The organism is Beijerinckia indica subsp. indica ATCC 9039 (assembly GCF_000019845.1).
Lineage (GTDB): Bacteria > Pseudomonadota > Alphaproteobacteria > Rhizobiales > Beijerinckiaceae > Beijerinckia > Beijerinckia indica.
Genome location: NC_010581.1, coordinates 65,232 through 90,234 on the forward strand (window position 1 = coordinate 65,232; position 25,003 = coordinate 90,234).

Below are 25,003 nucleotides of genomic sequence, written 5' to 3' on the forward strand. Positions count from 1 at the left end.
GACGCTACCCTCCTTCGGTACGGCTTGCTCTTTATCCGTGATGTGTCTACCTTACCCCATTGCCAAGGGGTGCTGTCTTCTTGAAGGGGACGGCTGAGATCACACCCGTTGAACCTGAATCTGGGTAATGCCAGCGCAGGGAAAGGCTTTGGGCTTCCATCGGCCATTCCGATCCGCCCGCCCGCCTCTGCCGACATCATCGATAAGCCTCGCTCTCGAGCCGAACGCGGAGCGAGCCGAAGAGTGAGTGGAGGAAACCGGCTCATGAACATTCAGCACAAACGCTCAAGTCTCGTTCCCGAGACTGTGACCTGCGGCCCTCTGCCGGGATCGCGCAAGGTCTATCACCATCCTCAGAGCCATCCCGAACTCAGCGTGCCGTTCCGCGAGATCGCGCTCGATCCGGCGTCTGGCGAGCCGCCGGTGCGCGTCTATGATGCCTCTGGTCCCTATTCGGAAGAGAATTTCAAGCCCGATCTCGCCAAGGGCCTGCCGCGCACCCGCGCCGTCTGGCTCGAAAAACGCGCGGGCCATGAGTCCTATGCCGGACGTGCCGTCAAGCCGGAAGACAATGGCTCCGTTTCGGCCGACCGCTTGGTGCCGCCCTGCCCGGCCAATGCCGCGCCCTTGCGCGGGCGCACCGGTGCCTTGGTGACGCAATATGAATTCGCCAAGGCTGGCATCATTACGGAAGAAATGATCTACGCCGCCGCGCGCGAAAATCTCGGCCGCGAACAGGCCGTGGAGGGAGCCGCCGCCCGGCTCAAGGATGGCGAAAGCTTTGGCGCCTCGATCCCCGAATTCGTGACACCGGAATTCGTGCGCGACGAGATCGCGCGGGGCCGTGCGATCATTCCCGCCAATATCAATCATCCCGAACTCGAGCCGATGGTCATCGGCCGCAATTTTCTCGTGAAGGTCAATGCCAATATCGGCAATTCGGCTGTGACCTCTTCCGTTGCGGAAGAAGTCGAAAAGCTCGTCTGGGCGATCCGCTGGGGCGCCGACACGGTCATGGACCTTTCGACCGGCCGCAACATTCACAATATCCGCGACTGGATCATGCGCAATGCGCCGGTGCCGATCGGCACCGTGCCGATCTATCAGGCGCTCGAAAAGGTCGACGGCGATCCGATCAAACTGACCTGGGAAATTTTCCGCGACACTTTGATCGAACAAGCCGAGCAGGGCGTCGATTATTTCACGATCCATGCAGGTGTCCGGCTGGCCCATGTGCCGCTGACCGCCAAGCGCACCACGGGCATCGTCTCGCGCGGTGGCTCGATCATGGCGCGCTGGTGCCTCGCGCATCACAAGGAAAGCTTCCTCTACGAGCATTTCGACGAGATTTGCGACATCATGCGCGCCTATGATGTCTCGTTCTCGCTGGGCGATGGCCTGCGGCCCGGCTCGATTGCCGATGCCAATGATGCGGCGCAATTCGCCGAACTCGAAACGCTGGGCGAATTGACCAAGATCGCCTGGGCCAAAGGCTGTCAGGTCATGATCGAAGGCCCCGGCCATGTGCCGATCCATAAGATCAAGATCAATATGGAAAAGCAGCTCAAGGAATGCGATGAGGCGCCCTTCTATACGCTTGGGCCGCTAACGACCGATATTGCGCCTGGCTATGATCACATCACCTCCGGCATTGGTGCGGCGATGATCGGCTGGTTCGGCTGCGCCATGCTCTGCTATGTGACGCCGAAGGAGCATTTGGGTCTGCCCGACCGCGACGATGTGAAAGTGGGCGTGATCACCTATCGCATCGCGGCCCATGCGGGCGATCTCGCCAAGGGCCATCCGGCGGCTCAGATCCGCGATGATGCCGTCTCGCGGGCGCGGTTCGATTTCCGCTGGCAGGATCAGTTCAATCTCGGCCTCGATCCGGAAACGGCGGCGCATTTCCACGATGAGACCCTGCCGAAGGACGCCCATAAGGTCGCCCATTTCTGCTCCATGTGCGGACCGCAATTCTGCTCGATGAAGATCACCCAGGATCTGCGTGTGGAAGCCGCCGCCATGGCGGAAGAGGAAGCCAAGCGCGAACAGGGCATGGCCGAAAAGAGTGCCGAATTTTTGGAGAAGGGCGGCAAGCTTTACGTATAACCATCCGCGCTTTAATGTGGAATGGTCCGGGGCATATTCAGCGCCCGGATGTCGCGGCCGCGATATCATCAAGCTTTGAATAGGGGAGCCGGTGTACGTTTGTGCATCGGCTTTTTTCGTAGCGACGTGCGGTGTTGGCGTTGATGAACCGCCGAGCAATTCTGTAATGGGAGCAAGACGGATTTTAACCGGAACGGATGAGGCCCCGTTCACCCTGTATATTGCAAGAAAGAAGAGGCTTTCAGTTCCAGGCTTGCGCGGAATTCTGGTATTTCCAGTGAATGCGCCCTATATGCTGAGCTGTAGGCTCAGAGGGAGAGTTATGGCTACACAAGAGATAGCTTTACTTTGGGTTCCTGAAGGACTGGAACCGCTTACAAGCTGCGATAAATACGATCCAACGAAGAGGGAGTATTTTTCCACGCTCCATGAAGCAGTGGGGAAGGCCGTATCAGAGAGAGTTCACCAGAAAACCGAGCGTCTTCTGCCGTGGCTCAGAGCCGGCTCGGGTGAAGGAGCCGTTGTTTTCAATATTCAGGGTATCCTCCTGTTGAAGGCGGCATATGAGGAGGGTCTCGATGCCAAATCATGATGCGCATTGGCCCATTGTGATTTCTCTTCCCCGCGATCGCGGATTGGCATTAGCTCTTTAATGGGTTTGTATCACGCAGCGGTTCCATTCGAATTGGAAAATGGTATCTAGTTTCCGGTTCGATTTTGTCAGTTTCATGAAACTGTATCGACCGGCTTTGATTGTGAGGCAGCATCTTGCCCTATTCCAGCACCATAGCCGGCACGCATTATTGCTTTCCCGATCTGCGCACGCTTCTCGCCCGCGCCTCGCCTTTGCGCGCGGGCGACAGACTCGCGGGGCTCACGGCGGACACCGATGCGGAGCGGGTCGCCGCCCGCATGACACTGGCCGATCTGCCGCTGAAAACCTTTCTGAACGAGCCGCTCATCCCCTATGAACAGGATGAAGTGACACGCCTCATCGTGGACACGCATGACGCGGAGGCCTTCGCGCCCGTTGCTGCGATGACCGTCGGCGAATTTCGCGATTTTCTTCTATCGGACGCGACCACCACCGAAAGCCTCGCAAAACTTGCCCCCGGCCTCACGCCGGAAATGGCGGCGGCCGTCTCAAAGCTCATGCGCAATCAGGATCTGATTGCCGTCGCGAGGAAAATCTCCGTCATCACGCATTTTCGCACCACCATCGGCCTGCCGGGGCGGCTCTCGGTGCGCTTGCAACCCAATCATCCAAGCGATGATCTTGCAGGCATTGGCGCATCGATTCTCGATGGGTTGCTTTATGGTTGCGGCGATGCCTGTATCGGCATCAACCCCGCGACCGATAGCGCCGCGCAGGCCTTGACATTGCTCCAACGGATCGAAGAGCTGCGCCTGCGTTTCGACATTCCCATCCAGGCCTGTGTGCTCGCGCATGTGACAACGACATTGGATGTCATCGCGCAAGGAGGTCCCGTCGATCTCGTCTTTCAATCGATCGCGGGATCGGAAGCGGCCAATAGAGCCTTTGGCGTTGATCTCCCGCTGCTCGATGAAGCGCATGCGGCGGTGCGCGGCCTCAATCGCGCCGATGCCAGTGCCAATCTTCTCTATTTCGAGACCGGACAAGGTTCGGCTTTATCGTCTGACGCACATTATGATGTCGATCAGCAGACGATGGAGGCGCGCGCCTATGCGGTCGCGCGACGCTATTCTCCGTTGCTCGTCAATACGGTCGTCGGTTTCATCGGGCCGGAATATCTCTATGACGGAAAGGAGATCATCCGGGCGGGGCTCGAGGATCATTTCTGCGGCAAGCTTCTCGGCCTGCCCATGGGCGTCGATGTCTGCTATACGAATCACGCTGAAGCCGATTCCGATGACATGGACAATCTCATGACCCTGCTCGGTGTCGCGGGCTGCACCTATATCATGGGTGTGCCGGGAGCCGATGACATCATGCTCGGCTATCAATCGACCTCCTATCATGACGCGCTTTATCTGCGCTCTGTTCTCGGCCTGAAACCAGCGCCGGAATTCGAGGCCTGGCTCCTTAAAATGGGCATTATGGATTCGCAATCGCGGATCCGCCCGGCGCTACAGGCGCAAAAACTTCTCGCCGCCTTTCCATGAGCGATCCTTATGCTGATCCTTGGGTCTTTCTGAGGGAGAAAACCCCGGCCCGCATCGCGCTCGGCCGCTGCGGCGATGGCTTGCCGACCGCGCGCCTCCTTGAATTCCAGCGCGATCACGCCAGGGCGCGCGATGCCGTCCATGCCGCGCTCGACAGTGAGAAACTGTGTTCTGAACTCGATCCTCTCAAGCCGATCATCGTCCAGAGTCAGGCACGCGATCGCGCGCTCTATCTCCAGCGCCCCGATCTCGGCCGCCGGCTCGATGAGGCCTCGCGCGAAAAATTGCGGGAAGGCTTTTACGACATCAGCCTCGTTCTGGCCGATGGGCTTTCCGCCCTTGCGGTGCAGAGCCAGGCGGCGCGGCTTGGCGCTCTGATCGAAAAGCGCTTGCCCCTCCGTTTCGCACCGCCGGTGATCGCCTTGCAGGCGCGCGTGGCGCTCGGCGACGAAATCGCCTCGGCGCTTGGTGCGCGGCTGGTGATCGTGCTGATTGGTGAACGGCCGGGCCTTTCGGCTGCGGACAGTCTCGGCGCCTATATCACTTTCGCGCCGGTGCCGGGCAAGACGACGGACGCGCAACGCAATTGTATCTCGAATATCAGGCCGGGCGGCCTCTCACTGGAAGAAGCGGCGAGGCGCATCGGTGCGATTGCTTCTTATGCCTTACATTTGCAAGGCACCGGCACGATGCTCAAAGAGGACGCGGCTTTGAACGCCCTCGCTCCGCCCGAGGCGATGAAAGAGCGCTGAATTTCTGAAAAAGAGTGGTAGGCTTCGGGTGTAAATTCACACAGGCAGCGTTTAACCCTTGCCCGGTTCCTCGCTCGAGCCTTGCACTGGAGCGCCGATGAAGAGCAATCCCTGGCTGCGCGCGAGCTTCTCCGCCTTAACGCTCAGTGTCGAAGCTTCGAGTGTCATCGCCTTGCGCATGATGAAACTTGTGGCCGGCGGCAAGGCGGCGGAACGGGAAGCGCGCCGGATGGTCAATGAAAAGATCAAGGCCAATTTGAATCTTGGCGTCAAGGCCATGACCGGCAAGCTCGGCTCGACGCCGCAAAGCGTCATCGAGAAGACATCGAAACATTACAACCGCAAGGTGCGGGCGAATAAGCGCCGGCTGAGCAGCGGTCAATAACCCATCTTCAGAGAGCCATCTCCGGATCGCTCAATCCGTGCAGGCGATGCGCGGCCGCGTGGGCGAAACGCAAGAGCATGGCGCGCCGCGTGGCGGGCGGCATTTTATGGTCCGGCGCTTCCCGCACGATCATCGCGCCATAGGAGTCGGCGATGATGAGGCCGGCTTCCTCCGGCATGATCTCGACAGGCATATCCTGTGGAATGGCGAAATAGAGCCTGTCGCAATGGGCGCGATAGTCCTGCCATTTATGATCGGCGCGGAAATCGGCGATCGAGGATTTGATCTCGATAATATGGATCGCGCCGGATTCCCCCAGCGCGACAAGATCGGCCCTGCGGCCGGACAATAAAGGCAATTCCGTCACTGTGGAGAATTGCAGGGCGCGGAGCAGCCGCCGCGTTCCGCGTGCGACCCGCAAAGCGGTCTCGGATTGGCGGCCATCGGGCGGCAGGATCAAGGATTGCGTCGAATTCAGCACGGCATTCCGTCACCTATCATAGGCTGTCCTTAATGTGGAGATGACGCCCGCGACGCATCTTTCGCGCTCCAGACAGTCTGAGCCCATTCCCATGTCATCTTGATGGTCATTGCCAACATCGCCACGAACAGAGCGAGAGCACCTGCAGCCAGGACAAAACGAATACCGGCTGATGAGGGATCAGCATCATCCGCGACAAAACTGTTCCACACCGGAACGAACTTATTATTGAACCAGGAACCAAGGACCTTGGAAGCCAGACGAATAATCCGTGTCGCGACGACATGAAAAAAGTTGCCGATCATATTATTGGAAGGAGACGCTGTCAGGTCCACGGGAGGAGCTTTGCCTGTATCGAGCTGTATTCCTTCCAAAAGACTCGGTGTGCGTCTCTTCAAATGCTCAATATCGTGATACCGGTCTCCTCTTTGTGCCGCGATCAATGTTGAATAGGCGCACCAATACCGTGGTGTGCGAAGCTCTTGCGGATTGGCTGGAGGATCGTAACGGCCGTAAGGTGCTCCAAGACTATCTTCTGGAAGGCAAAGTCTCAGATGGCCATAGTGATACCAGTCCCAACCGGCCGTGACGAGGAAGGCGGCCATGATGGTGACCAAAGCCCAACCGGCCAATATTGCTAATCCAGAGGTTTTATATTCTTTTATCATTCGCCTCCCTCTCCGGATGAGCCAAAGGCACCTTTGAGGAAGGCGAGATTAATCCATTGCCGGGCTTTGGCAAATTCTCAAATCGACCAATCGTCGAGATTCTCGATCTCGTCGATGAAGCCGAGTTCGATCAATTTGGCGATGACCTTGGCCGCACCTTGCTGCGCGCTTTCACGGCCTAGAACGAGTTCCGGATTGAGCGGCGGTTCATAAGGCTGATCAATGCCGGTGAAATTCTTGATCTCGCCGGCAATCGCCTTTTTGTAGAGGCCCTTCGGGTCACGCGCGATACAATCCTCGATTGGCGTATCGACAAAGATTTCGATGAATTCGCCTTCATCAAGGAGTGAGCGGGCCAAGTCGCGCTCGGCGCGGAACGGTGAGATGAACGAGCAGATCGCGATCAAGCCGGCTTCCGTCATCAATTTCGCCACCTCGCCGATCCGGCGGATATTTTCCACGCGATCGACATCGGAAAAGCCGAGATCCTTGTTGAGGCCATGGCGGATATTATCGCCATCGAGCAGGATTGTATGCACATTATGCGCATACAGACGCGACTCGACGAGATTGGCGATGGTGGATTTGCCGGAGCCCGAAAGACCGGTGAACCAAAGGACGGCAGGCTTGTGGTGCTTGATGCGGGCGCGATCGGCCTTGCTGATATTCAGGCCCTGGCGATGAATATGTGTCGCACGGCGCAGGCCATGCGCAATGAGGCCCGCCGCCACGGTCGCATGGGTGGTCCGGTCGATCAGAATGAAGGCGCCAGTCGTGTGATTGGCTTGATAGGGGTCGAAAGCAAGCGGCGTGGTCGTTGCGAGATTGCAGAAACCGACTTCATTCAGACTGAGCGTCTTTGCTGCGAGCTCACCGAGATTATTGACATCGAGCCGATATTTGAGCTCGGTCACCGTCACCGGCACGCTGCGTGTGCCGGCTTTCAGCAGATAGGAACGGCCGGGCAAAAGCTTCTCATCGCTCATCCAAATCAGATGGGCGGCGAATTGATCGGAAACCTCGGGCCGGTCCTTGGGCGTGCAGAGAATATCGCCGCGGGCAATATCGACTTCGTCATTGAGGGTGAGGGTGATGGAATCCCCGGCCTCGGCGCTGTCCAGATCGCCATTAGCGGTGACAATGCGGGCGATGGTCGATGTGCGGCCCGATGCTGCCACGATCACGGCATCACCGACACTCACGCGGCCGCTTGCGAGCGTGCCGGAAAAACCGCGAAAATCGAGATGCGGCCGGTTCACCCATTGCACAGGCATGCGGAAGGGTTCCGAGCGCCGGTCCTGCTCGACATTCACGTCCTCGAGATAGGAAATCAGGCTCGGCCCTTTGTACCAGGGGGTAAGGGCACTGCGTTCCGACATATTGTCGCCATGACGCGCCGAAAGGGGGATCGGCTGCAGGCTCTCGAAACCGAGCGGCGCCGCGAATTTTTTGAAATCGGCGACGATCTCGTTGAAACGCGCTTCGTCATAATCGACGAGATCGATCTTGTTGACCGCGAGAACGATATGTTTGATGCCGGTCAGCGAAACGATCGCCGCATGGCGGCAGGTCTGAGTGAGCAGACCCTTGCGGGCGTCGATGAGCAGAATGGCGAGATCGGCGCCCGAGGCCCCCGTCACCATATTGCGTGTATATTGTTCATGGCCGGGTGTATCGGCGACGATGAAAGAACGGCGCGGCGTCGTGAAATAGCGATAGGCGACGTCGATCGTGATGCCTTGTTCGCGCTCGGCTTCCAGGCCATCGACAAGCAAAGCGAAATCGATATTGGCACCATCGGTGCCGTGTTTCTTGGAGTCGCGTTCGAGGGCGGCGAGCTGATCGTCGAGGATCAGGCTTTGATCATAGAGGAGCCGTCCGATCAGAGTCGATTTGCCGTCATCGACCGAGCCGCAGGTCAAAAACCGCAAGGTCTGACGCGTGAGCCGATCAAATTGTGTATGCTCTTGCTGTGTGGTCTCAACGCCCGCCGAGGCCGGTGTCGCGGAGACGAGTTGGATCGCGACCTCGGCCATCAGAAATATCCTTCGCGCTTTTTCTTTTCCATCGAGCCCGTCTCATCGTGATCGATCAGCCGGCCTTCTCGTTCCGATGTATGCGAGGCGCGCATTTCGGCAATGATCTCGCTCAAAGATTCAGCCTCTGAACGGACGGCTCCGGTCAATGGATAGCAGCCGAGTGTACGGAAACGGACTTTTTCGAGCCGTGGCTTCTCGCCGGGGTTGAGCGGCAGACGATCGTCATCGACCATGATCAGCGCGCCCTGGCGGTCGACGACCGGCCGCTCCTTGGCGAAATAGAGCGGCACGACGGGGATGTCCTCAGCCTCGATATAATCCCAGACGTCGAGTTCAGTCCAATTGGAGAGCGGAAAAACGCGCATGGATTCGCCCGGACGGATCTTGGTATTGAACAAGCTCCAGAGTTCCGGGCGCTGATTGCGCGGGTCCCAGGCATGCGCGGCTGAACGATGCGAGAAGACGCGCTCCTTGGCGCGGCTCTTCTCCTCATCGCGGCGGGCGCCGCCGAAAGCCGCGTCGAATTTCCACTGGTCGAGCGCCTGGCGCAGGCCTTCCGTCTTCATGACTTGTGTATGGACGGAAGAGCCGGACGCAAAGGGAGAAATGCCGCGCTTGACGCCGTCCTGGTTGATATGGACGAGCAATTCCATGCCGACGCGCTTCGCGGCCTCGTCGCGAAAGCTGATCATTTCGCGAAATTTCCAGGTCGTGTCGACATGCAGCAAGGGAAACGGAGGTTTCGATGGGAAAAACGCCTTTTGCGCGATGTGTAGCATCACGCTCGAATCCTTGCCGATGGAATAGAGCATCACCGGGCGTTCGAACTCCGCCACCACTTCCCGCATGATGAAGATCGACTCGGCCTCGAGCCGCCGCAAGTGAGGAGGAAGGGGCTTTTTCACATAAAATCCCTGTAATTGGATCTAATCCACATTTCTTATGCGCGTTCTATGCCGGCCCGGGCGGATTTGCAATGGCGGCCAGCCAAGCCCTCATGCGTGAGGGGAGACAAGGGCTCAAGCGAAATCCACCAGGCGAAATCCGCGATGAATAAACAGCCCGTCGATGACGGGCCGGAGAAGGGTGAACAGGGTCTCGATAAAGACTTGTCTCAGGCGAGGGCGTCGCGCAGCAAAACGGCAATATGCATCGAATTGCGGCCACTGCCATGCTGGATCTGATGCCGGCAGGAAAATCCATTGGCGATGATCGGCGCATCGGACGAGGCCTCGCGCACGGCCGGCAGCAAGCTGATCTCGGCCATGTCGAGCGAGGCTTTGTAATGTTCGGCCTCGAGACCGAAACTGCCAGCCATGCCGCAACAGCTCGATTCCACAATGTCGAAGGTAAAGCCTGGAATGAAGCTGAGCGCCTTGCGGGTCGCTTTCATGACGCCGAATGCTTTTTGATGGCAATGGCCATGCACCAGAGCCTTGGGCATATCGAGTTTTTTCAGACTGAGCCGCATGCCGCGCTGATGCTCGCGGACCAGAAATTCCTCCAGCAGATAGAGATTTTTACCAAGGTCACCCACTTCCGCGCCGAGGCCGAGACTATAGAGTTCGTCGCGCAGGGATAACAGGCAGGAGGGTTCGAGGCCGATGATCGGTGTGCCCTTGGCGATCTCCGGCCGGAAGGCTTCGAGCACGCGTTTGCCTTCGGCGCGGGCCTCTTCCACCAGACCGGTGGTGAGATAGGTGCGCCCGCAGCACAAAGGCCGGTCCGGCTCGGCATCGCTGGCGGCGGGCTTGGCGTGCCTCACCTTATAGCCCGCGCTTTCGAGAACCGTGGTGGCTGCCTCGGCGATCTCGGGATCAAAATGATGGCAGAATGTATCGACGAAGAGGATCACCTCCCCGCGTTCCCCCGCGTCCTTTGTCTCGATTCCGGCGAAAGGTTTGGCTGCGAGAACCGGCAAAGCGCGTTCAGCGGCAATGCCGAACCAGCGTTCCCCGAGCCACGCCAGGGTTTTGGAGCGGTTGCGCAGAATTGTGCCCAGCCGCAATAATTTGCGATAATGGGCGGCCCAACGCGGAATGGCGCCGAACAGCATCGCCCGTTTCGGAACCCCGAGGATCGCGTGTTTTTGTGCCAGATATTCGGTTTTGATCAGGGTCATGTCGACCGAACTCGGGCATTCCTTCTTGCAGGCCTTGCATGAGACGCAGAGATCCATGGATTCGGCGAGCCGGGGATCATCGAAGGATTTATCGCCATATTCGCCGTTGAGCGCGGCCTTGAAAGCGGCGACTCGTGCCTCGGTCGAATGGGCGCGGTCGCCTGTGATGCGATAGCTCGGGCACATGACGCCCTTGCCGGTGTTCTGACAATCGCGGCTATGCATGCAGACGGCGACCGCCTTGGCATAATTGCCACCCGTCGCGGGGATCCCGGAATAGGCGTCGCCAATGCCATAGGTATCGTAGGCCGACCAATCGAGGAAAGTCTTCATGCTGTGATCCGTTGTCCTGGTTCCCGTGGCCGAGCCTTTATCCTGGCTCCGCCCTGTCGCACCATCGTCAAGGGGTGGATGGAAAACATCCAGCAGTTTCGCAAGCAAATTTTGCGCCAGTATAGGCCCGCTTTACCGGACGCAGCAAGACATTCACAGTCGAGATGATAAGATAATCTCAAGCTATAATAATTTAGTTCTGTATTATAATAGGGTATTATTTCGAATAAGGCGGCGCTTACTTCACTAATATTTATAGTTGCGAGCTAGAGATGAAGTCTTTTAGGGCTAAGCCTGGAGGGGTGATGGATCTGCTTTGTGGCCTAGAACTGGTAGCGTAAGCCCGCATTCAGCGCATAGCCGCGGAACTGGTCGCCGAGCCGATAATCGCCGTGGAAGAAGCCGACAAGACCGGTGTTCAGCACGGAACTGGAAAAGCCAAGGCCCACTTGGCCGAAGGTTCCGACGCGCGTCAGGCTGATCGGCACCGCGCTGCCGTTCGCGTTGAACGTGCTCTTCGCGTCGCCGGCAAATTCCCGCCAGACATTTGCGATCAGGAATGGCTGCATCACCAGGTCAATGTCTTCCAACACATAGTTCGCGCCGATGCGGCCGCCGAAACGGCCGAGCAGGCTTTCGATCGGCTGGAAGGTCACTGTTCCGTAAACATCATTGGCGGGATCGATCCCAACCTGAAGTCCGTTGACGTGCAAGTCCGAATAGATGAGTGCGGCCGTGGGCTCGACAAAGAAGTCCTTGGTGATGTTCCAGTGATAACCGATCGAGCCATTGGCTCCGAGACTGGTTCCGGTCAGGGAATTGCCGTGAACATAGGCCTCTGGATAGGAGAGGTTCATTTGATAGAAATCTTCGCGCACCTGGAAGTCGGCGAAGAATCCATGTCCTGCGAATAATCCATAAATGCCGATGAAGGGCACTTGGATGGCATTGGTGCTGTTGTAGCCGCTGAGTTCACTGGAATTCAGCGTGGCCCGGCCGGCGGTCATGCCCAAAACCGCGCTGAAGCCTGAATTTTCGATATTGTAATAGCCAAGATCCACGCCCGTCTGGAAACCGTTGAAGCGTGTGCGAACCAAGGAGGGGGCTGAACGGGCGCCGCCATTGCCGTTGGGCGTCGTGCCGATCGCATTGACATCATTGCGTCCATCGGCGATGCGAATCCAGGGACCGCCCGCCCATTTGTTGGGTTCAGGGGACTCCGGCAAGGAGACGAAGCTGCTCGCGTTCTGGAAGAAGCCCGTATTCAAAGCGAGGGCGGACGCGACCGTCGATGCGGAGAAACTCGAAGATCTCGGATTGATCGAGGACACGAGGCTCCAATTATGGCGTGACACTTCCGCGAGATTATAATCGACGAGGCCGGCCGAAGGTGTATCGACTAGATCGAAGGTCGTGCCGCCGCCGGATGATTGGATGATCGGAATGGGCGTCGCGAAATAGCTGCGCCCATGGGCGACATTATCAATCGAGACATAGGTCGTGCCGCTCGTGGTGTCAGCCTGCAGGACATCGCCGCGCACCGCATTGGTATTGTTCAAAAGGTTCACATCGACAATAAGCCGTCCCCCTTGGCCTTGATAGGCGCCGACCCGAAACACATCCGTGACATTGCCATTGGCGAGGTTGAGTGTTCCGGCATTATTGAAAGTCCCTATCGTGCCGGTGAGGGGGCCTATAACATTGAACGAGCCTGTGTTCTCGATCAAGGATGCGTTCACTGTGCCTTTTGCGTAGAACGTGCCTCCGTTCGTGAGTGTTGATGCCACATTCACAGTGCCTGTGGTTGTGACTGACCCTCTATCATTGGTGAGGAAAGGACTGTTCCATGTACCGTTGTTGAGGATGCCACCGGTATTGCTCAACAGGCTACCGTTCCAGTTTCGGACATTAATGGTTTCTCCGGCATAGTTTGATATATTGCCATTCCAAGTTCCGAGATTGGTGGTTTGTCCGGCATAGTTTGATACATTGCCGTTCCAAGTCCCGAGATTGGTGGTTTGCCCAGTATAGTTTGCTGCAGTGCCGTTCCAGTTTCCGCTATTGATGACCTGCCCGGCATAGTTTGTTGCAGTGCCGTTCCAAGTCCCGAGATTGGTGACCTGCCCGGCATAGTTTGCCACATTGCCATTCCAGGTCCTGACATTGATGGCCAGCCCGGTATAGTTTGCCACATTGCCGTTCCAAGCCCCGGCATTGATGGCCAGCCCGGTGTAGTTTGTTACATTGCCGTTCCAAGTCCCGGCATTGCCGGCCACGCCGATATAGTTTGCCACATTGCCGTTCCAGGTCCCGGTATTGATGGCCAGTGCGATAGAGTTTGCGACATTGCCAGTCCAGCTTCCCTCATTAAGGATGAGGCCAAAGCGATTACTGGAGATGCCGGAAACGGCGACGGCGCCTTGGGGAGCGACCTCCAGAAACCCGGAATTGGCGATGATGTTCGAATGGGTGATCGAGCCGCCGGACCCAATGATCAGATGGGCCCCGGGCATGATCGTCGTCATGCCGGTATAGATATTCGTCCCGGTCAGCGTCACCGAGCCGCTATTGCTGCTATTGGAGGGAGTGAGATTGCCCGTAATGCCCGCCGTCCCGCCAGAGAGGTTGGTGAAGGCTGCGACCCTGATGAGTTGATCGATTGCGTTGGTCGGCGAACCATTGAGTGCGTAATTCTGTCCGACCTCCTCCAGCAGCCCGATGATGTTCGAATTGGGGATCGAACCGTCACTGCCGCTATTGGTAAAAACGAGATTGCCCGCAATGCCCGCCGTCCCGTCAGAGAAGACACCGGTGAAGGTTGAGTCCTTGCCGAATTGATCGATTGTGTTGGTCGGCGAGCCATCGAGCGTGAAATTCTGTCCGTAAACGCCCTTCGTGAGATCGGTGCGCAATGTGCCACCGACAAAGACGGGACGGACCGAGAGTCCGACTTCGCTGGCCAGATAATAAGCTGCGGCCCTATCGATATCATGCGTCTGGGCCGCGGCATGGCCAGGTATAACCGCCGTGAGAGCCGAAACGAGCGAGAGTGACGTGATTGTGTCGGAGGTCACTCGGCTCAAAGCCGTGGAACCGAGGAACCATGCGATAAGGGCCGGTTCTCTGCGTAACGCTGACGGGACGTTTGGCTTCATCGTGCGTCTAACTCGAAGTTTCAAGCTTTTGTTGCGTCGTCATGTGTCGATTATGGCAATCGCTCAGATTTTAGGAGCAAGAACACACTGAAAAGCCACAGAGACGGGATCTCCATGAGGAACATTATCTGAAATTATGAGTGTAAATCTAACAGTCTGATGGTCAGGGCTGCCTGCTTTCCCGTTCGGATGACTCATAAAACGGCCTTCAAGACCCCACATACGAATAAATAAGTATTGTTATTTCAATATTTTGACTGGTTTAATACTGCTGCGCTTCAGTATTTGTATGTCAAAAATTCCGAGAAAAATTCAAGCCAGAGTTGTTTCAAAGTCACAGGTAAGCGGCAAGGAGCGGTGATTTTGGGTCGATTCGACCTTATCTGTCGCTCCCTTCGTCAAGGGGAACAAAAACAGATTTGTTTAAGATCAGCGATTCGGCCGTGATTTGTTCCTTGTCTGTTCCGTGGTTTGGTTCGATTTCGAAGACCCGGCCAAATGGCCCAGACATCGAGGCAGGAGGCTGAAGCTGAGAGTTGGAAGCAGGAGATGCAAGGCTAGCCGAGCCAGCGGCCTCCCTTGTTGCAACCCCGCGATTTCCTTGGGGAAGCGTGGGGTTGCCGCTTCATTCTCTTATACTATCTGTGGTAATCAGAACGCCAATCATGACTGTACCGCCTCAGGCCTGACCGGTCACCGCACCCCTGTTGCTCCGGGCGGAGCTGCTTGCAAGGAGTTTCCTCAGCCGCTCGACATTACTCAGCCGTGTCAAATTTCCTCTTGCCGGGTCATGCCATGACTCTTTTATTTCCGGCCACGCGATTGCATCGGCAGGAGCGCGCCAAGGGCGTTAGCATCCTGCTTGGTCCGACCAATACGGGTAAGACTCACCACGCCATCGAACGGATGCTGGCGCATCCCTCCGGTATGATCGGCCTGCCCCTGCGGCTTTTGGCGCGTGAGGTTTATCATCGTGTCGTCGAAAAGGCTGGATTGGGTGCTGTCGCCCTCATCACCGGCGAGGAAAAGATCAAACCGGCGACGGCGCGCTATTGGATCTCGACCGTCGAGGCCATGCCGCGCGATCTCGATCTTTCTTTCGTGGCGATCGACGAAATCCAGCTCGCGAGCGATCTCGACCGGGGTCATGTCTTCACCGATCGCTTATTGAACCGGCGCGGGCGTGACGAGACTCTGTTGATTGGTGCCGCGACCATGCAGCGTGCCCTGGCCGAACTTCTGCCCGGCGCGCATTTTCTCGCCCGCCCGCGCCTGTCCAAGCTAAGCTTTGCTGGCGAAAAGAAAATGGCGCGCCTGCCAAGGCGTAGCGCCATCGTCGCCTTTTCCGCCGAGGAAGTCTATGCGATCGCCGAATGGATCCGGCGCCAGCGCGGCGGCGCGGCTGTAGTGCTGGGCGCGCTTTCGCCGCGGACCCGCAACGCTCAGGTCGAAATGTATCAGAACGGCGAAGTGGATTATATTGTCGCAACCGATGCGATCGGCATGGGCCTCAATCTTGATGTCGATCACATTGCCTTCGCCGCCGACCGCAAATTCGATGGTTGGCATTATCGGCGCCTGACGCCGGCCGAATTCGGCCAGATCGCTGGGCGCGCCGGCCGCCATTTGCGGGACGGCACTTTCGGTACAACCGGGCGTTGCGCGCCTTTTGACGAGGATCTTATCGAAGCCTTGGAAGAGCATCGGTTCGATTCTGTGAACATGCTGCAATGGCGCAACACTGATCTCGATTTTTCGTCCCTCGCCGATCTCGCCGGCTCGCTCGACATGCTGCCAAAGGAGCCGCGCCTGACCCGCGCGCCATTGGCCGTGGATCAATTGGTGCTCGATGTCGCGGCGCGCGATGCAACCGTGCAGCGCACCGCCACGAATCGTGGTGACATTGCACGTCTTTGGGAATGCTGCCAAATTCCCGATTATCGGAAGCTTTCACCGGCCGCCCATTCGGAGCTCGTGCTGGCGATCTACGGCTTTGTGGTCCGTGCCGGCCGCATCCCCGAGGATTGGCTGGCCCGCCAGATCGAGGCCGTGGCGCGGGTCGATGGTGACATCGATGCTCTGTCCGCGCGCATCGCGCAATGCCGCACTTGGACTTTTGTCGCCAATCGTTCCGACTGGTTAGCCGATCCTCGGCATTGGCAGGGCGTGACGCGTCAGGTAGAGGACACATTATCCGACGCCTTGCATGAGAGGCTGGCCCAAAGGTTTGTCGACCGGAGGACCAGCGTCCTCATGCGCCGTTTGAGAGAGAATGCGATCATGGAAGCGGAAATCACCACCAATGGCGAAGTGATGGTGGAAGGCCAGCACGTAGGCCAGCTCAATGGATTTCGCTTCACGGCCGATCCGCAGGCCGAGGGCGAAGCCGCCAAGGCCCTGGCCGCCGCCGCGCAAAAAGCGCTGGCAAGCGAGATTGAAAGCCGCGCCAATCGTGTCCATGAAGCGGTGGACGAGGCTTTCGTCCTGGCCAATGATGGAATCATTCGCTGGCTCGGCGAGCCGGTCGGCAAAATCATTGCCGGTGAACATGTGCTCGAACCCCGCGTGCGCGTCATCGCCGACGAGCATCTGACGGGCCCGTCTCTTGAGCAGGTCCAGCGGCGCCTCGAGCTCTGGCTTGCCCAACACGTCAAGAAATATCTCGGCCCCCTTGCCGAACTGGAAAGAAGCGAGGGACTTGAGGGCATTGCCCGCGGCATCGCCTTCCAGGTGGCCGAGGCCCTGGGCGTCCTGGAGCGGGCCAAGGTCGCCGACGAGGTCAAGAATCTGGCGCAGGAGACCCGTGCCGCCTTGCGCAAGTTCGGCATCAGATTCGGCGCCTATCATCTTTATCTGCCGGCTTTGCTCAAGCCGGCGCCGCGCGCGCTTGCGGCTCAGCTCTGGGCCTTGAAGAATGGCGGGGTCGAGGAGCTGAAGGGCCTCGATGAAGTGCCGCATCTCGCCGCCTCCGGCCGCACCTCCTTCGTCGCCGACAAGGATGTGCCGAAGGGATTCTATCGCGCAGCCGGTTTCCGCGTCTGCGGCGATCGGGCGGTGCGCGTCGATATTCTCGAACGCCTCGCTGATCTGATCCGGCCAGCCGTTTCTTACCGGCCTGGGACGACGCCCGGCGAGCCACCGGCCGGTACCGCTGATGGTGATGGCTTCGTCGTCACCGTCGCCATGACATCGCTCGCCGGCTGTTCCGGCGAGAGTTTTGGCTCGATCCTGCGTTCGCTCGGCTATCAATCGGAACAGCGTAAGGGGCCGCCGATTACCCATAAGCTGGTGCCGCTTGCTGCGACCGAGCCGGTTCAGCCGACGCTCGCAGGCGAAGCGGCCTCCGCAGAGACCGTGCAGGCCGATGCAACCTCAGAAGACTCGGCCCAGGCGACCCAAATCAATGGGGCGCAAATCGATGTTACGCAAACTGATTCGGCTCAGGCTGAGGGAGCGGCAACTGTCGCGGTCGAGGAACCAGGCCTTACGACTGTCGCCGAATCGCCCGCTGCGGCTTCCGGCGAGGCCTCGGCCGAGAGTGCTCCCGAAAACGAGCCCGCGACAGAAACCGCTGACGCTTCATCGGAGGCTTCTACTGAGCCCGCCACAGACGAGGCAAAACCGGCCGAATCCGAAACCGTCGAGACAGAGGCAGCCGGGACAAGTGAGCCTGTGGTCGTCGAAGAGGTGCTGATCGAAGTCTGGCGGCCCCATCGCCAAAATCATGCGCGCCGGCCCGACAATCGGGGACGCCGGCCGCATCAGGAGGGCGCGTCGGCCGAGGCCGGACAGCACCGGCCAAAGGGGCGTGGCGATCATCGGCAAGGACCGCATCAGGGAGCGCATCGGGCTCCGCATCAGGGTGCACCGGCCGAAATCAGCGGGCTTGCGGGCTCGCCAGCCGGTCAAGAGGCCGGTCAGGGACAAGAACATGCCGCGCATGCGCCCGTGCGGGATGACCAGAAGCGGGATGATCAGAAACAGCAGAGGCGCGGTCATCAGAATCGGCCGGCGGGCGAACGGTCCGGCCAGAATCGCCCCAATGCACAACGCCCCCCGCAGCATCGTTCGCATCAGCCGCGCACCGGCGAAAATGGTGAACGCGGGCAAGGACGTGGCCATTTTTCGACCGAAAAACGCAGTGCCGAGCGGGCGATCGATCCCAATTCGCCCTTTGCCAAATTGGCGGCGCTCAAGGCGCAACTCGAAGACAAAAACAAATAACGAACACATGGTGGTGGGGTGATGGGCCCCGCGACCCCTTGTCTTTCGCGCCTTTTGTTTTTGGAAGGGTTGGTGACAAGCCGGGCGGTTTTCCCGCCCGGCTTCACATGTGCGCATACAAGGGCGCAGGCTGTAAACCCATGTAATAGGGTTTTGAAAAAATTATCAAATTTTTAAAGAGCGGCCTCCCCTTTTGGGGCCGATGCTTTAATATTGCCACAAACCCCTCGTGATCGAAGCGGCTCGGCCTTGCTGGCCTGTTTCCTACGAGTAGGGGTGGTTTGCGGGCTTGTGCCACATTTTAAGCGGGGCAGATCATCGCCATTCGATCCTGCTTCGCCTCGAGGAAGACGCCATGTCACCGATCTGGTTGCTGCTGATATTGCCTTACATAGGCTTGCTCTGGGTTCCTTTTTACAATCATGCCGATCCGGAATTCTTGGGCTTCCCCTTCTTCTACTGGTATCAGCTTGCCTGGGTGCCAATAACCTCCCTGTTGCTTTTCTTTGTCTATCGGAGCCTCCAGAGGGGCGGGCGGATTTCCCATGAAGACTGAGATCGATTACGCGGCGCTTGGCGTCTTTTTGTTCTTTTTCGTGCTCGTCACGCTTCTGGGCTTTGTCGCCGCCTATTGGCGGCGTCCCAAAACCCTTGCCCATATCGATGAATGGGGGCTCGGCGGTCGCCAATTTGGGACCTGGATCACCTGGTTTCTCGTCGGTGGCGATTTCTATACAGCCTATACGGTGATCGCCGTGCCAGCCCTGGTCTATGCGACCGGAGCCTTCGGTTTCTTCGCGCTGCCCTATACGATCATTGTCTATCCTTTTGTCTTCGCGGTCATGCCGATTTTGTGGAAGGTCGCGAAAGACAATAATTACGTGACCGCCGCCGATGTCGTGCATGGGCGCTATGGCTCGCGTGGCCTCGAACTCGCCGTCGCCGCCACTGGCGTCATCGCCACCATGCCTTACATCGCCTTGCAGCTCGTCGGTATGGCCGCGGTGATCCAGGCGCTGGGTCTCACGGGCGAATTGCCTTTGATCATCGCCTTTCTGGTGCTGGCTTTTTATACCTATTCCTCTGGCCTCAGAGCCCCCGCGCTGATCGCTTTCGTTAAGGATGTGATGATTTATATCGTCGTCCTCGTCGCGATCGCCATCGTTCCGTTCAAGCTGGGGGGCTATGGCGCGGTGTTCCAGGCGGCTCAGGCGGCTTTCGAGGCCAAAGGCTCCGGCGGCATTCTGCTGGCGCCCGCGCAGATGGTTCCCTATGCGTCGCTTGCGCTCGTCTCGGCGCTCGCGGCCTTCATGTATCCGCATACATTGACAGGTATTTTCGCGAGCCGAAGCGGCGACACGATCCGCAAGAATGCCATGTTGCTGCCAGCCTATACGCTGCTGTTGGGTCTGCTCGCTTTGCTCGGCTATATGGGCCATGCGGCCGGCCTCAAGCTCAGCCACAATAATGATGTCGTGCCGGCTCTGTTTCAGACTCTGTTTCCGGGCTGGTTCGCAGGCTTTTCCTTCGCGGCCATCGCCATTGGCGCCTTGGTGCCGGCGGCGGTGATGAGCATTGGCGCTGCCAATCTCTTCACCCGCAATTTCTGGAAGGCCTATGTCAATCCACAGGTGACACCGGCCGGTGAGGCGCAAGTGGCCAAGATCACCTCCATGCTGGTCAAGGTCGGCGCGCTTTTGGTCATTATCTACTTGCCGACCCAATTCGCCCTCGACCTGCAATTGCTTGGAGGCCTGTGGATCCTGCAGACTTTCCCGGCCCTGATCTTTGGTCTCTTCACCCGGTTCTTCAAGGCCAAGGCTCTTCTTATCGGCTGGGCTGTGGGTTTCGTCGTGGGGACCTATCTGGCCTGGAGTGACGGGCTGAAACCCTTGCACAAGCTCGTGTACGGGGATTGGAATGTGACGCTTTATGTCGGTCTGATCGCGCTGACCTTGAATATTCTGGTCGCCGCAATCCTCAGCCTGTTTCTGCCCGCGGATCGGCCCCTGGAGAAGGATCTGCAGGCGCCAGCCACCTGAAGACAGGCTCTCGATCTTTGAAAACGCATAAGATTAGCCCCGAAAGTGGTTTCCGCTTTTGGGGCTAATGCTTTTAAGGGCATGATTCGGCACGCAATTTTCGGCCAGCGTCAAAGGCGATGGCCAAAGGAGGGACATTGAGTTGCCCCTAGGGAGAAAGCCGACTATCTTGCCGACACATTGTTTGGAACGCCCAAAGGGTTTGAAGGCAGTGAGGGAAGCTTCGATCATCGTGACATAGGTCAGTTGAAAGACTGGTTTGTCGAGCCTTGCCGGATCTTCATCTTTTTCCCTCGATCTCGGCAAGAGCGCGCTCAAATCTCGAGCGGTTGAGCTTTTCGGCCAATGTCAGCCACTTCTCAGACGGGATCGAGGTTTTTCTCCCCATGACCGATGTCAAAGACACTCCCTATGCCAAATTGGACGCCGAAGGCCGGCTTCTGAAACCGACTCTGAAAGGCGATACCCATGTCGACGGCCGTTTTGGCTTTCGCGGTGATATTTCCTATGACGACCCCGAGACCATTTTGAAGGAAGTGTTCACGGTTTCGGAAGCCGGCAAGCCGGCAATCGGTTTCCTGTCCGGTTCCATCAAGGAATTCGAGACGCTGCCCAAACTCGTCGAAACCTTCGGCCCGGCGCTCGACGCGAACAGCGTCAATATCATCTATGTCAGTGATCTGCCGCGTGGCGCGCGATTCTACTTCACGCTTAACGGCATTAAATTCTTCACGATCTTCATCGACGATACATCGGTCTATAACGAACTGATCGATATTACCTATGTCGATAAGGTAAAGCTGAAGAAATACGATACCGCAGCCAAGCTCGATGCCTTGGCCGATGTCGGTCTCAAATATGACGCCGTCTCTGATTACCAGGAAGTGACTTGGGAAGACGCCCTCAAGAAGAAGAACGCTGGTTAATCCCGATGTTCGTCTCTGCCAGCGGTCGCAGATAGCGCCCTCGCGCTCCGGAATGTTTTTCGCCTGAAGGCGAAGACCATTCCGGTCAGAGGCTCGCGTTTGCTCCGCGGCGCTTATTGACTGGCAAGGAGTGGTGTCGCGGCCGGCCTCTTCGACAAGGGCCTATCCGACGCATGGCGCGGTGCGTTGAGGGAGGCGAGCAGGGCATAAACGCCGACAGCTATGATCACGACGAGCGCCACGGAAATCTGAAATTGCCGGCGTGCGAGACGCGGTGAAATAGCCGGAAGAAAGCCGGTCTCGAGCCTCGACGGCTTATGGTCCCCGATGGACATGCCGATTGTTTCTCCCCATACGCTGGTGCGATTTTGAACTCATGAGCCCAATTCTTGATTGGGCTCCAGTATCCACCTTCATTGAAGCGCGACGAGTCGCGCTTCAATGAAGGTGGATAAGTTTAAAAAGTGACGGATCGAGAATCTGTGATTCTCGATACTAGGCAGGGATCGAACCGGTTCGATGAGAATCGGGCCCCCGCCACAATCCTGCCTTCCTTCATGAAACAGTAAGGCGGCGCGAGGTCTAATCCTTCGTCCTTTTAGGGTTTACGGCTTCCTAAAAAGACCGAGAACCGCGCCTCAACCGGCTCTTCAATCTTTTTCAATTGTCGGCGTGGCGAGAGCCCCGTAAAACAGCTCCTTTCCTGGTTTCTCCTGAATTTCCGCCCAGAGATAGAGTCATGTCCTTCATTGCCGATGCCCTGTTGCGTGTAAAACCTTCCGCCACGATCATGGTGACGCAAAAGGCGCGCGATCTTCGGAATGCGGGACGCGACGTCATCTCGCTGTCGGTCGGCGAGCCGGATTTCGACACGCCCGACAATATCAAGCAGGCGGCGATCAAGGCGATCGAGCGGGGCGATACCAAATATACGCCGGTCGCCGGCATCGTGCCCCTGCGCGAGGCCATCGTTCAAAAATTCAAGCGCGAGAATCATCTCGACTACAAGCCATCGCAGACCATTGTCGCAACGGGCGGCAAGCACATTCTGTTCAATGCCTTTCTCGCCACCGTCAATCCGGGCGATGAAGTGATCATTCCGGCTCCTTTCTGGGTCAGCTATCCCGATATGGTGGCGATTGCCGGTGGCACGCCGGTCATTGTCGAGACACGGATCGAACAGGGGTTCAAATTGCAGCCCGAGGCGCTTGAGCGCGCGATCACGCCCAAGACGAAATGGCTGCTTTTGAATTCGCCCTCCAATCCTTCGGGCGCCGCTTATTCGCGCGCGGAAATGAAGGCCCTGACGGATGTGCTGTTGCGCCATCCCCAGATCTATGTCCTGAGCGACGATATTTACGAGCATCTGATCTATGGCGATTTCACTTTCGTGACGCCGGCGGAGGTGGAGCCGGAACTCATCGACCGCACCTTGACGATGAATGGCGTGTCGAAATCCTATGCGATGACGGGCTGGCGCATCGGCTATGCGGCGGGACCCGAAAAGCTGATCAAGGCCATGGATATGTTGCAAGGTCAGCAGACTTCAGGAGCCTGTTCCATCGCGCAATGGGCGGCGGTCGAGGCTTTGACAGGGCCGCAGGATTTCATTGCCGAGCGGCGCAAAATTTTCGAGGAGCGCCGCGATCTCGTCGTCTCTATGGTCAATCAGGCGAAATATCTGCGCTGTGCCACGCCGGAAGGCGCATTCTATGTCTTTCCCTCCTGCGCCGAGGCGATCGGCAAGCGGACTCCAGACGGCACATTGATCGAAACCGATGAGGATTTCGTCTCGGCCTTTCTTGAGACCGAGGGCGTGGCCGTGGTGCAGGGCTCGGCCTTCGGACAGGGACCGAATTTCCGGATTTCCTATGCCACGGCGACGCCGATTTTGGAGGAAGCCTGCACCAGGCTCCAGCGTTTCTGCGCGAGCCTGGTTTAAGCCTTGCCTTCAATCAACCAAAGTCACGATTATTGGCGTGTTTTTCCGCTCGTCAGGCCCGTGCGGGAAAGGCGAGGACTTGGGCCGGTTTTCCAGCGTCCGGTTTTGCCGGGCGTGTCCCTGGTCCCCTGCGCTCCAACTGAAAATTATCCATCAATTTGGCCAGATCGAAGGTTTCAGCCGCCAATAAATGCGTGGTGGCGGTCGATTCCTCGACCATGGCGGCATTTTGCTGGGTGATCTGATCCATTTGCCTGATCGTGGCATTGATCTCGGAAAGACCGCGCGCCTGCCGTTCTGAGGAATGGGCGATTTCAGCGACGAAACCATCGATTTCCCCGACGCGCGTGATGATTCTTTCGAGCGCTTCACCGGCCTTGCCGACGAGCGCGACGCCGCCGCCGACTTGCGCCTCGCTGGTGCGGATCAGGCTCTTGATCTCCTTGGCCGCCTCGGCGGAACGTTGCGCCAGGGCCCGGACCTCGGAAGCGATGACGGCAAAGCCCTTGCCGGTTTCGCCGGCCCTTGCCGCCTCGACGCCGGCATTGAGAGCGAGAAGATTGGTCTGCAGGGCGATCTCGTCGATGACACCGATAATGCGTGAAATTTGCCCCGACGATGCCTCGATGGCGCTCATGGCTGTCGTGGCCTCGGCGACGATCTGGCCCGATTGCATGGCTTCCTCGCGCGTGGAGGCGGCGATTTTCGAGGCCTGATGGGCCTGCGTGGCGGCTTCACCAATGCCGCGTGTGACCTTGTCGAGGGAAGCGGCGGTTTCTTGCAGGCGCGCCGCCTGTTGCTCGGTGCGCCGCGCCATGTCATCCGCCGCCCGTGCCATTTCATCGGTGCCGCCGCGGATGGAATCGGTGGCCTGCACCACGGCGGTCAAGATCCGATGCACCTTGCCGACCGTATCGTTGAAATCTTCTTTCAAGGAGGCGAATTCGGCGCCGATCTCACCATCGAGGCGCGACACGAGATCGCCTTGCGCGAGCCGGGCAAGCGCTCCCGCAAGCAGGTGGATGGCTTCTTTCTGCTCCGTCTCGATGGCGAGGCGCTCAGCCTCGGCCTTGCGCCGTTCGGTCTCGATCGCTTCGAGATAGGCTGAGATGGAAAGTTCTATATCGAGCAGCAAGGCTTTCCAGACACTGGCGAGGCTTGATGACACTTTTGCCGCCTGTTTGTGCGCGGAGGGCAAGAGCTTGGGCCATTGCTGTTCGATCAAGGTTTCGACAAGCCCTTCCCCGATCAGCGCATAGGCGCCGATATACCAGCGTGGTTCGAGGCCGAGCCGCGCATGGGTTCGGCCGATGGCGAGAACAGCGCGCTCATAATCGGCACCGAATTCGGCATTGAACAGGACTTTCCAATGGTCCAACTGCCGCTGGCGCGCATGGCCCATGTGGCTCTTGTCGGTGAAGAATCGGCTCGTCGCCGGCGTGCGGCTGATCTTGTCGTAAAACCGAGTCAAAATCGGTCCGATGGCCGATTCAACTTGTGGCCACAAAGCGTTCAGCGAAGCTTTGGTTGCGGCCTCGATCTCCATGAAATCGAGGCGTTCTTGCAGTGCGGATGAATCGCTCATGAAAATCCCGGCTTTTCAGGGAGGTATTCTGAGCATCATGCACCGCAATATCTTAAGAATACATGGGAAAAATCATAAACTATAGAGCGGTTATT

General features: G+C 58.0%; 18 protein-coding genes and 1 riboswitch. Of the genes, 10 read left to right on the forward strand and 8 right to left on the reverse strand.

What is annotated here, in order from left to right; translation table 11 throughout:
- The first annotated feature begins 55 nt into the window (after positions 1 to 55).
- Positions 56 to 160, forward strand: a riboswitch (TPP riboswitch).
- Between the two features lie 104 nt (positions 161 to 264).
- The 5 genes from thiC to BIND_RS00335 all read left to right on the forward strand — a co-directional run bounded on the left by thiC (position 265) and on the right by BIND_RS00335 (position 5,391).
- A complete protein-coding gene (gene thiC / locus BIND_RS00315) occupies positions 265 to 2,109 on the forward strand; it encodes a phosphomethylpyrimidine synthase ThiC (RefSeq protein WP_012383080.1) in 1,845 nt (614 codons plus the stop codon).
- Positions 2,110 to 2,200: 91 nt separating this feature from the next.
- Entirely contained in the window at positions 2,201 to 2,701 is a 501-nt protein-coding gene (locus BIND_RS00320; RefSeq protein ID WP_148210521.1) for a hypothetical protein, read from the forward strand.
- Positions 2,702 to 2,877: 176 nt separating this feature from the next.
- A complete protein-coding gene (locus BIND_RS00325; protein WP_012383082.1) occupies positions 2,878 to 4,254 on the forward strand; it encodes an ethanolamine ammonia-lyase subunit EutB in 1,377 nt (458 codons plus the stop codon).
- Positions 4,251 to 5,006, forward strand: coding sequence for an ethanolamine ammonia-lyase subunit EutC (gene eutC / locus BIND_RS00330; protein ID WP_012383083.1), 756 nt, complete (start codon positions 4,251 to 4,253; stop codon positions 5,004 to 5,006). Before BIND_RS00325 ends, eutC begins: the two co-directional genes overlap by 4 nt.
- A gap of 97 nt (positions 5,007 to 5,103) precedes the next feature.
- Positions 5,104 to 5,391 (forward strand): hypothetical protein, encoded by a 288-nt coding sequence (locus tag BIND_RS00335; protein WP_012383084.1) that lies wholly within the window; start codon positions 5,104 to 5,106, stop codon positions 5,389 to 5,391.
- Between the two features lie 7 nt (positions 5,392 to 5,398).
- Here the strand turns inward: BIND_RS00335 and BIND_RS00340 are convergent, their stop codons facing one another.
- The 6 genes from BIND_RS00340 to BIND_RS00365 all read right to left on the reverse strand — a co-directional run bounded on the left by BIND_RS00340 (position 5,399) and on the right by BIND_RS00365 (position 14,108).
- On the reverse strand, positions 5,399 to 5,872 hold the full coding sequence (locus tag BIND_RS00340) for an MmcB family DNA repair protein (RefSeq protein ID WP_012383085.1): 474 nt from the start codon (positions 5,870 to 5,872) through the stop codon (positions 5,399 to 5,401).
- Between the two features lie 29 nt (positions 5,873 to 5,901).
- Positions 5,902 to 6,540 carry a hypothetical protein gene (locus BIND_RS00345; protein WP_012383086.1) on the reverse strand — a complete coding sequence of 213 codons (639 nt, stop codon included), beginning with the start codon at positions 6,538 to 6,540 and terminating at the stop codon, positions 5,902 to 5,904.
- 77 nt (positions 6,541 to 6,617) lie between these two features.
- Positions 6,618 to 8,576, reverse strand: a complete 1,959-nt coding sequence (cysN, locus tag BIND_RS00350; RefSeq protein WP_012383087.1) for a sulfate adenylyltransferase subunit CysN — start codon at positions 8,574 to 8,576, stop codon at positions 6,618 to 6,620.
- A complete protein-coding gene (cysD, locus tag BIND_RS00355) occupies positions 8,576 to 9,484 on the reverse strand; it encodes a sulfate adenylyltransferase subunit CysD (protein ID WP_012383088.1) in 909 nt (302 codons plus the stop codon). Before cysD ends, cysN begins: the two co-directional genes overlap by 1 nt.
- A gap of 209 nt (positions 9,485 to 9,693) precedes the next feature.
- Complete coding sequence (locus tag BIND_RS00360) at positions 9,694 to 11,034, reverse strand: (Fe-S)-binding protein (RefSeq protein ID WP_012383089.1); 1,341 nt, start codon at positions 11,032 to 11,034, stop codon at positions 9,694 to 9,696.
- A 323-nt stretch (positions 11,035 to 11,357) separates the two neighbouring features.
- Entirely contained in the window at positions 11,358 to 14,108 is a 2,751-nt protein-coding gene (locus BIND_RS00365) for an autotransporter domain-containing protein (RefSeq protein WP_041777847.1), read from the reverse strand.
- An 876-nt stretch (positions 14,109 to 14,984) separates the two neighbouring features.
- Between BIND_RS00365 and BIND_RS00370 the strand changes: the two genes are divergently transcribed.
- The 4 genes from BIND_RS00370 (at position 14,985) to BIND_RS00385 (ending at position 21,381) form a co-directional block, all read left to right on the forward strand.
- A complete protein-coding gene (locus tag BIND_RS00370; protein ID WP_012383091.1) occupies positions 14,985 to 18,413 on the forward strand; it encodes a helicase-related protein in 3,429 nt (1,142 codons plus the stop codon).
- A 355-nt stretch (positions 18,414 to 18,768) separates the two neighbouring features.
- Positions 18,769 to 18,969, forward strand: coding sequence for a DUF3311 domain-containing protein (locus BIND_RS00375; protein ID WP_012383092.1), 201 nt, complete (start codon positions 18,769 to 18,771; stop codon positions 18,967 to 18,969).
- A complete protein-coding gene (mctP, locus tag BIND_RS00380) occupies positions 18,959 to 20,455 on the forward strand; it encodes a monocarboxylate uptake permease MctP (RefSeq protein ID WP_012383093.1) in 1,497 nt (498 codons plus the stop codon). Before BIND_RS00375 ends, mctP begins: the two co-directional genes overlap by 11 nt.
- A 386-nt stretch (positions 20,456 to 20,841) precedes the next feature.
- Positions 20,842 to 21,381 (forward strand): hypothetical protein, encoded by a 540-nt coding sequence (locus tag BIND_RS00385; RefSeq protein WP_012383094.1) that lies wholly within the window; start codon positions 20,842 to 20,844, stop codon positions 21,379 to 21,381.
- A gap of 113 nt (positions 21,382 to 21,494) precedes the next feature.
- Here BIND_RS00385 and BIND_RS00390 read toward each other — a convergent pair whose 3' ends face one another.
- Positions 21,495 to 21,716 carry a hypothetical protein gene (locus BIND_RS00390; RefSeq protein ID WP_012383095.1) on the reverse strand — a complete coding sequence of 74 codons (222 nt, stop codon included), beginning with the start codon at positions 21,714 to 21,716 and terminating at the stop codon, positions 21,495 to 21,497.
- A 404-nt stretch (positions 21,717 to 22,120) separates the two neighbouring features.
- On the opposite strand from BIND_RS00390, the gene BIND_RS00395 reads away from it, so the two are divergent.
- Positions 22,121 to 23,323 (forward strand): pyridoxal phosphate-dependent aminotransferase, encoded by a 1,203-nt coding sequence (locus BIND_RS00395; protein WP_012383096.1) that lies wholly within the window; start codon positions 22,121 to 22,123, stop codon positions 23,321 to 23,323.
- Positions 23,324 to 23,375: 52 nt separating this feature from the next.
- Here BIND_RS00395 and BIND_RS00400 read toward each other — a convergent pair whose 3' ends face one another.
- On the reverse strand, positions 23,376 to 24,908 hold the full coding sequence (locus BIND_RS00400) for a globin-coupled sensor protein (protein WP_012383097.1): 1,533 nt from the start codon (positions 24,906 to 24,908) through the stop codon (positions 23,376 to 23,378).
- Positions 24,909 to 25,003: the final 95 nt, after the last annotated feature.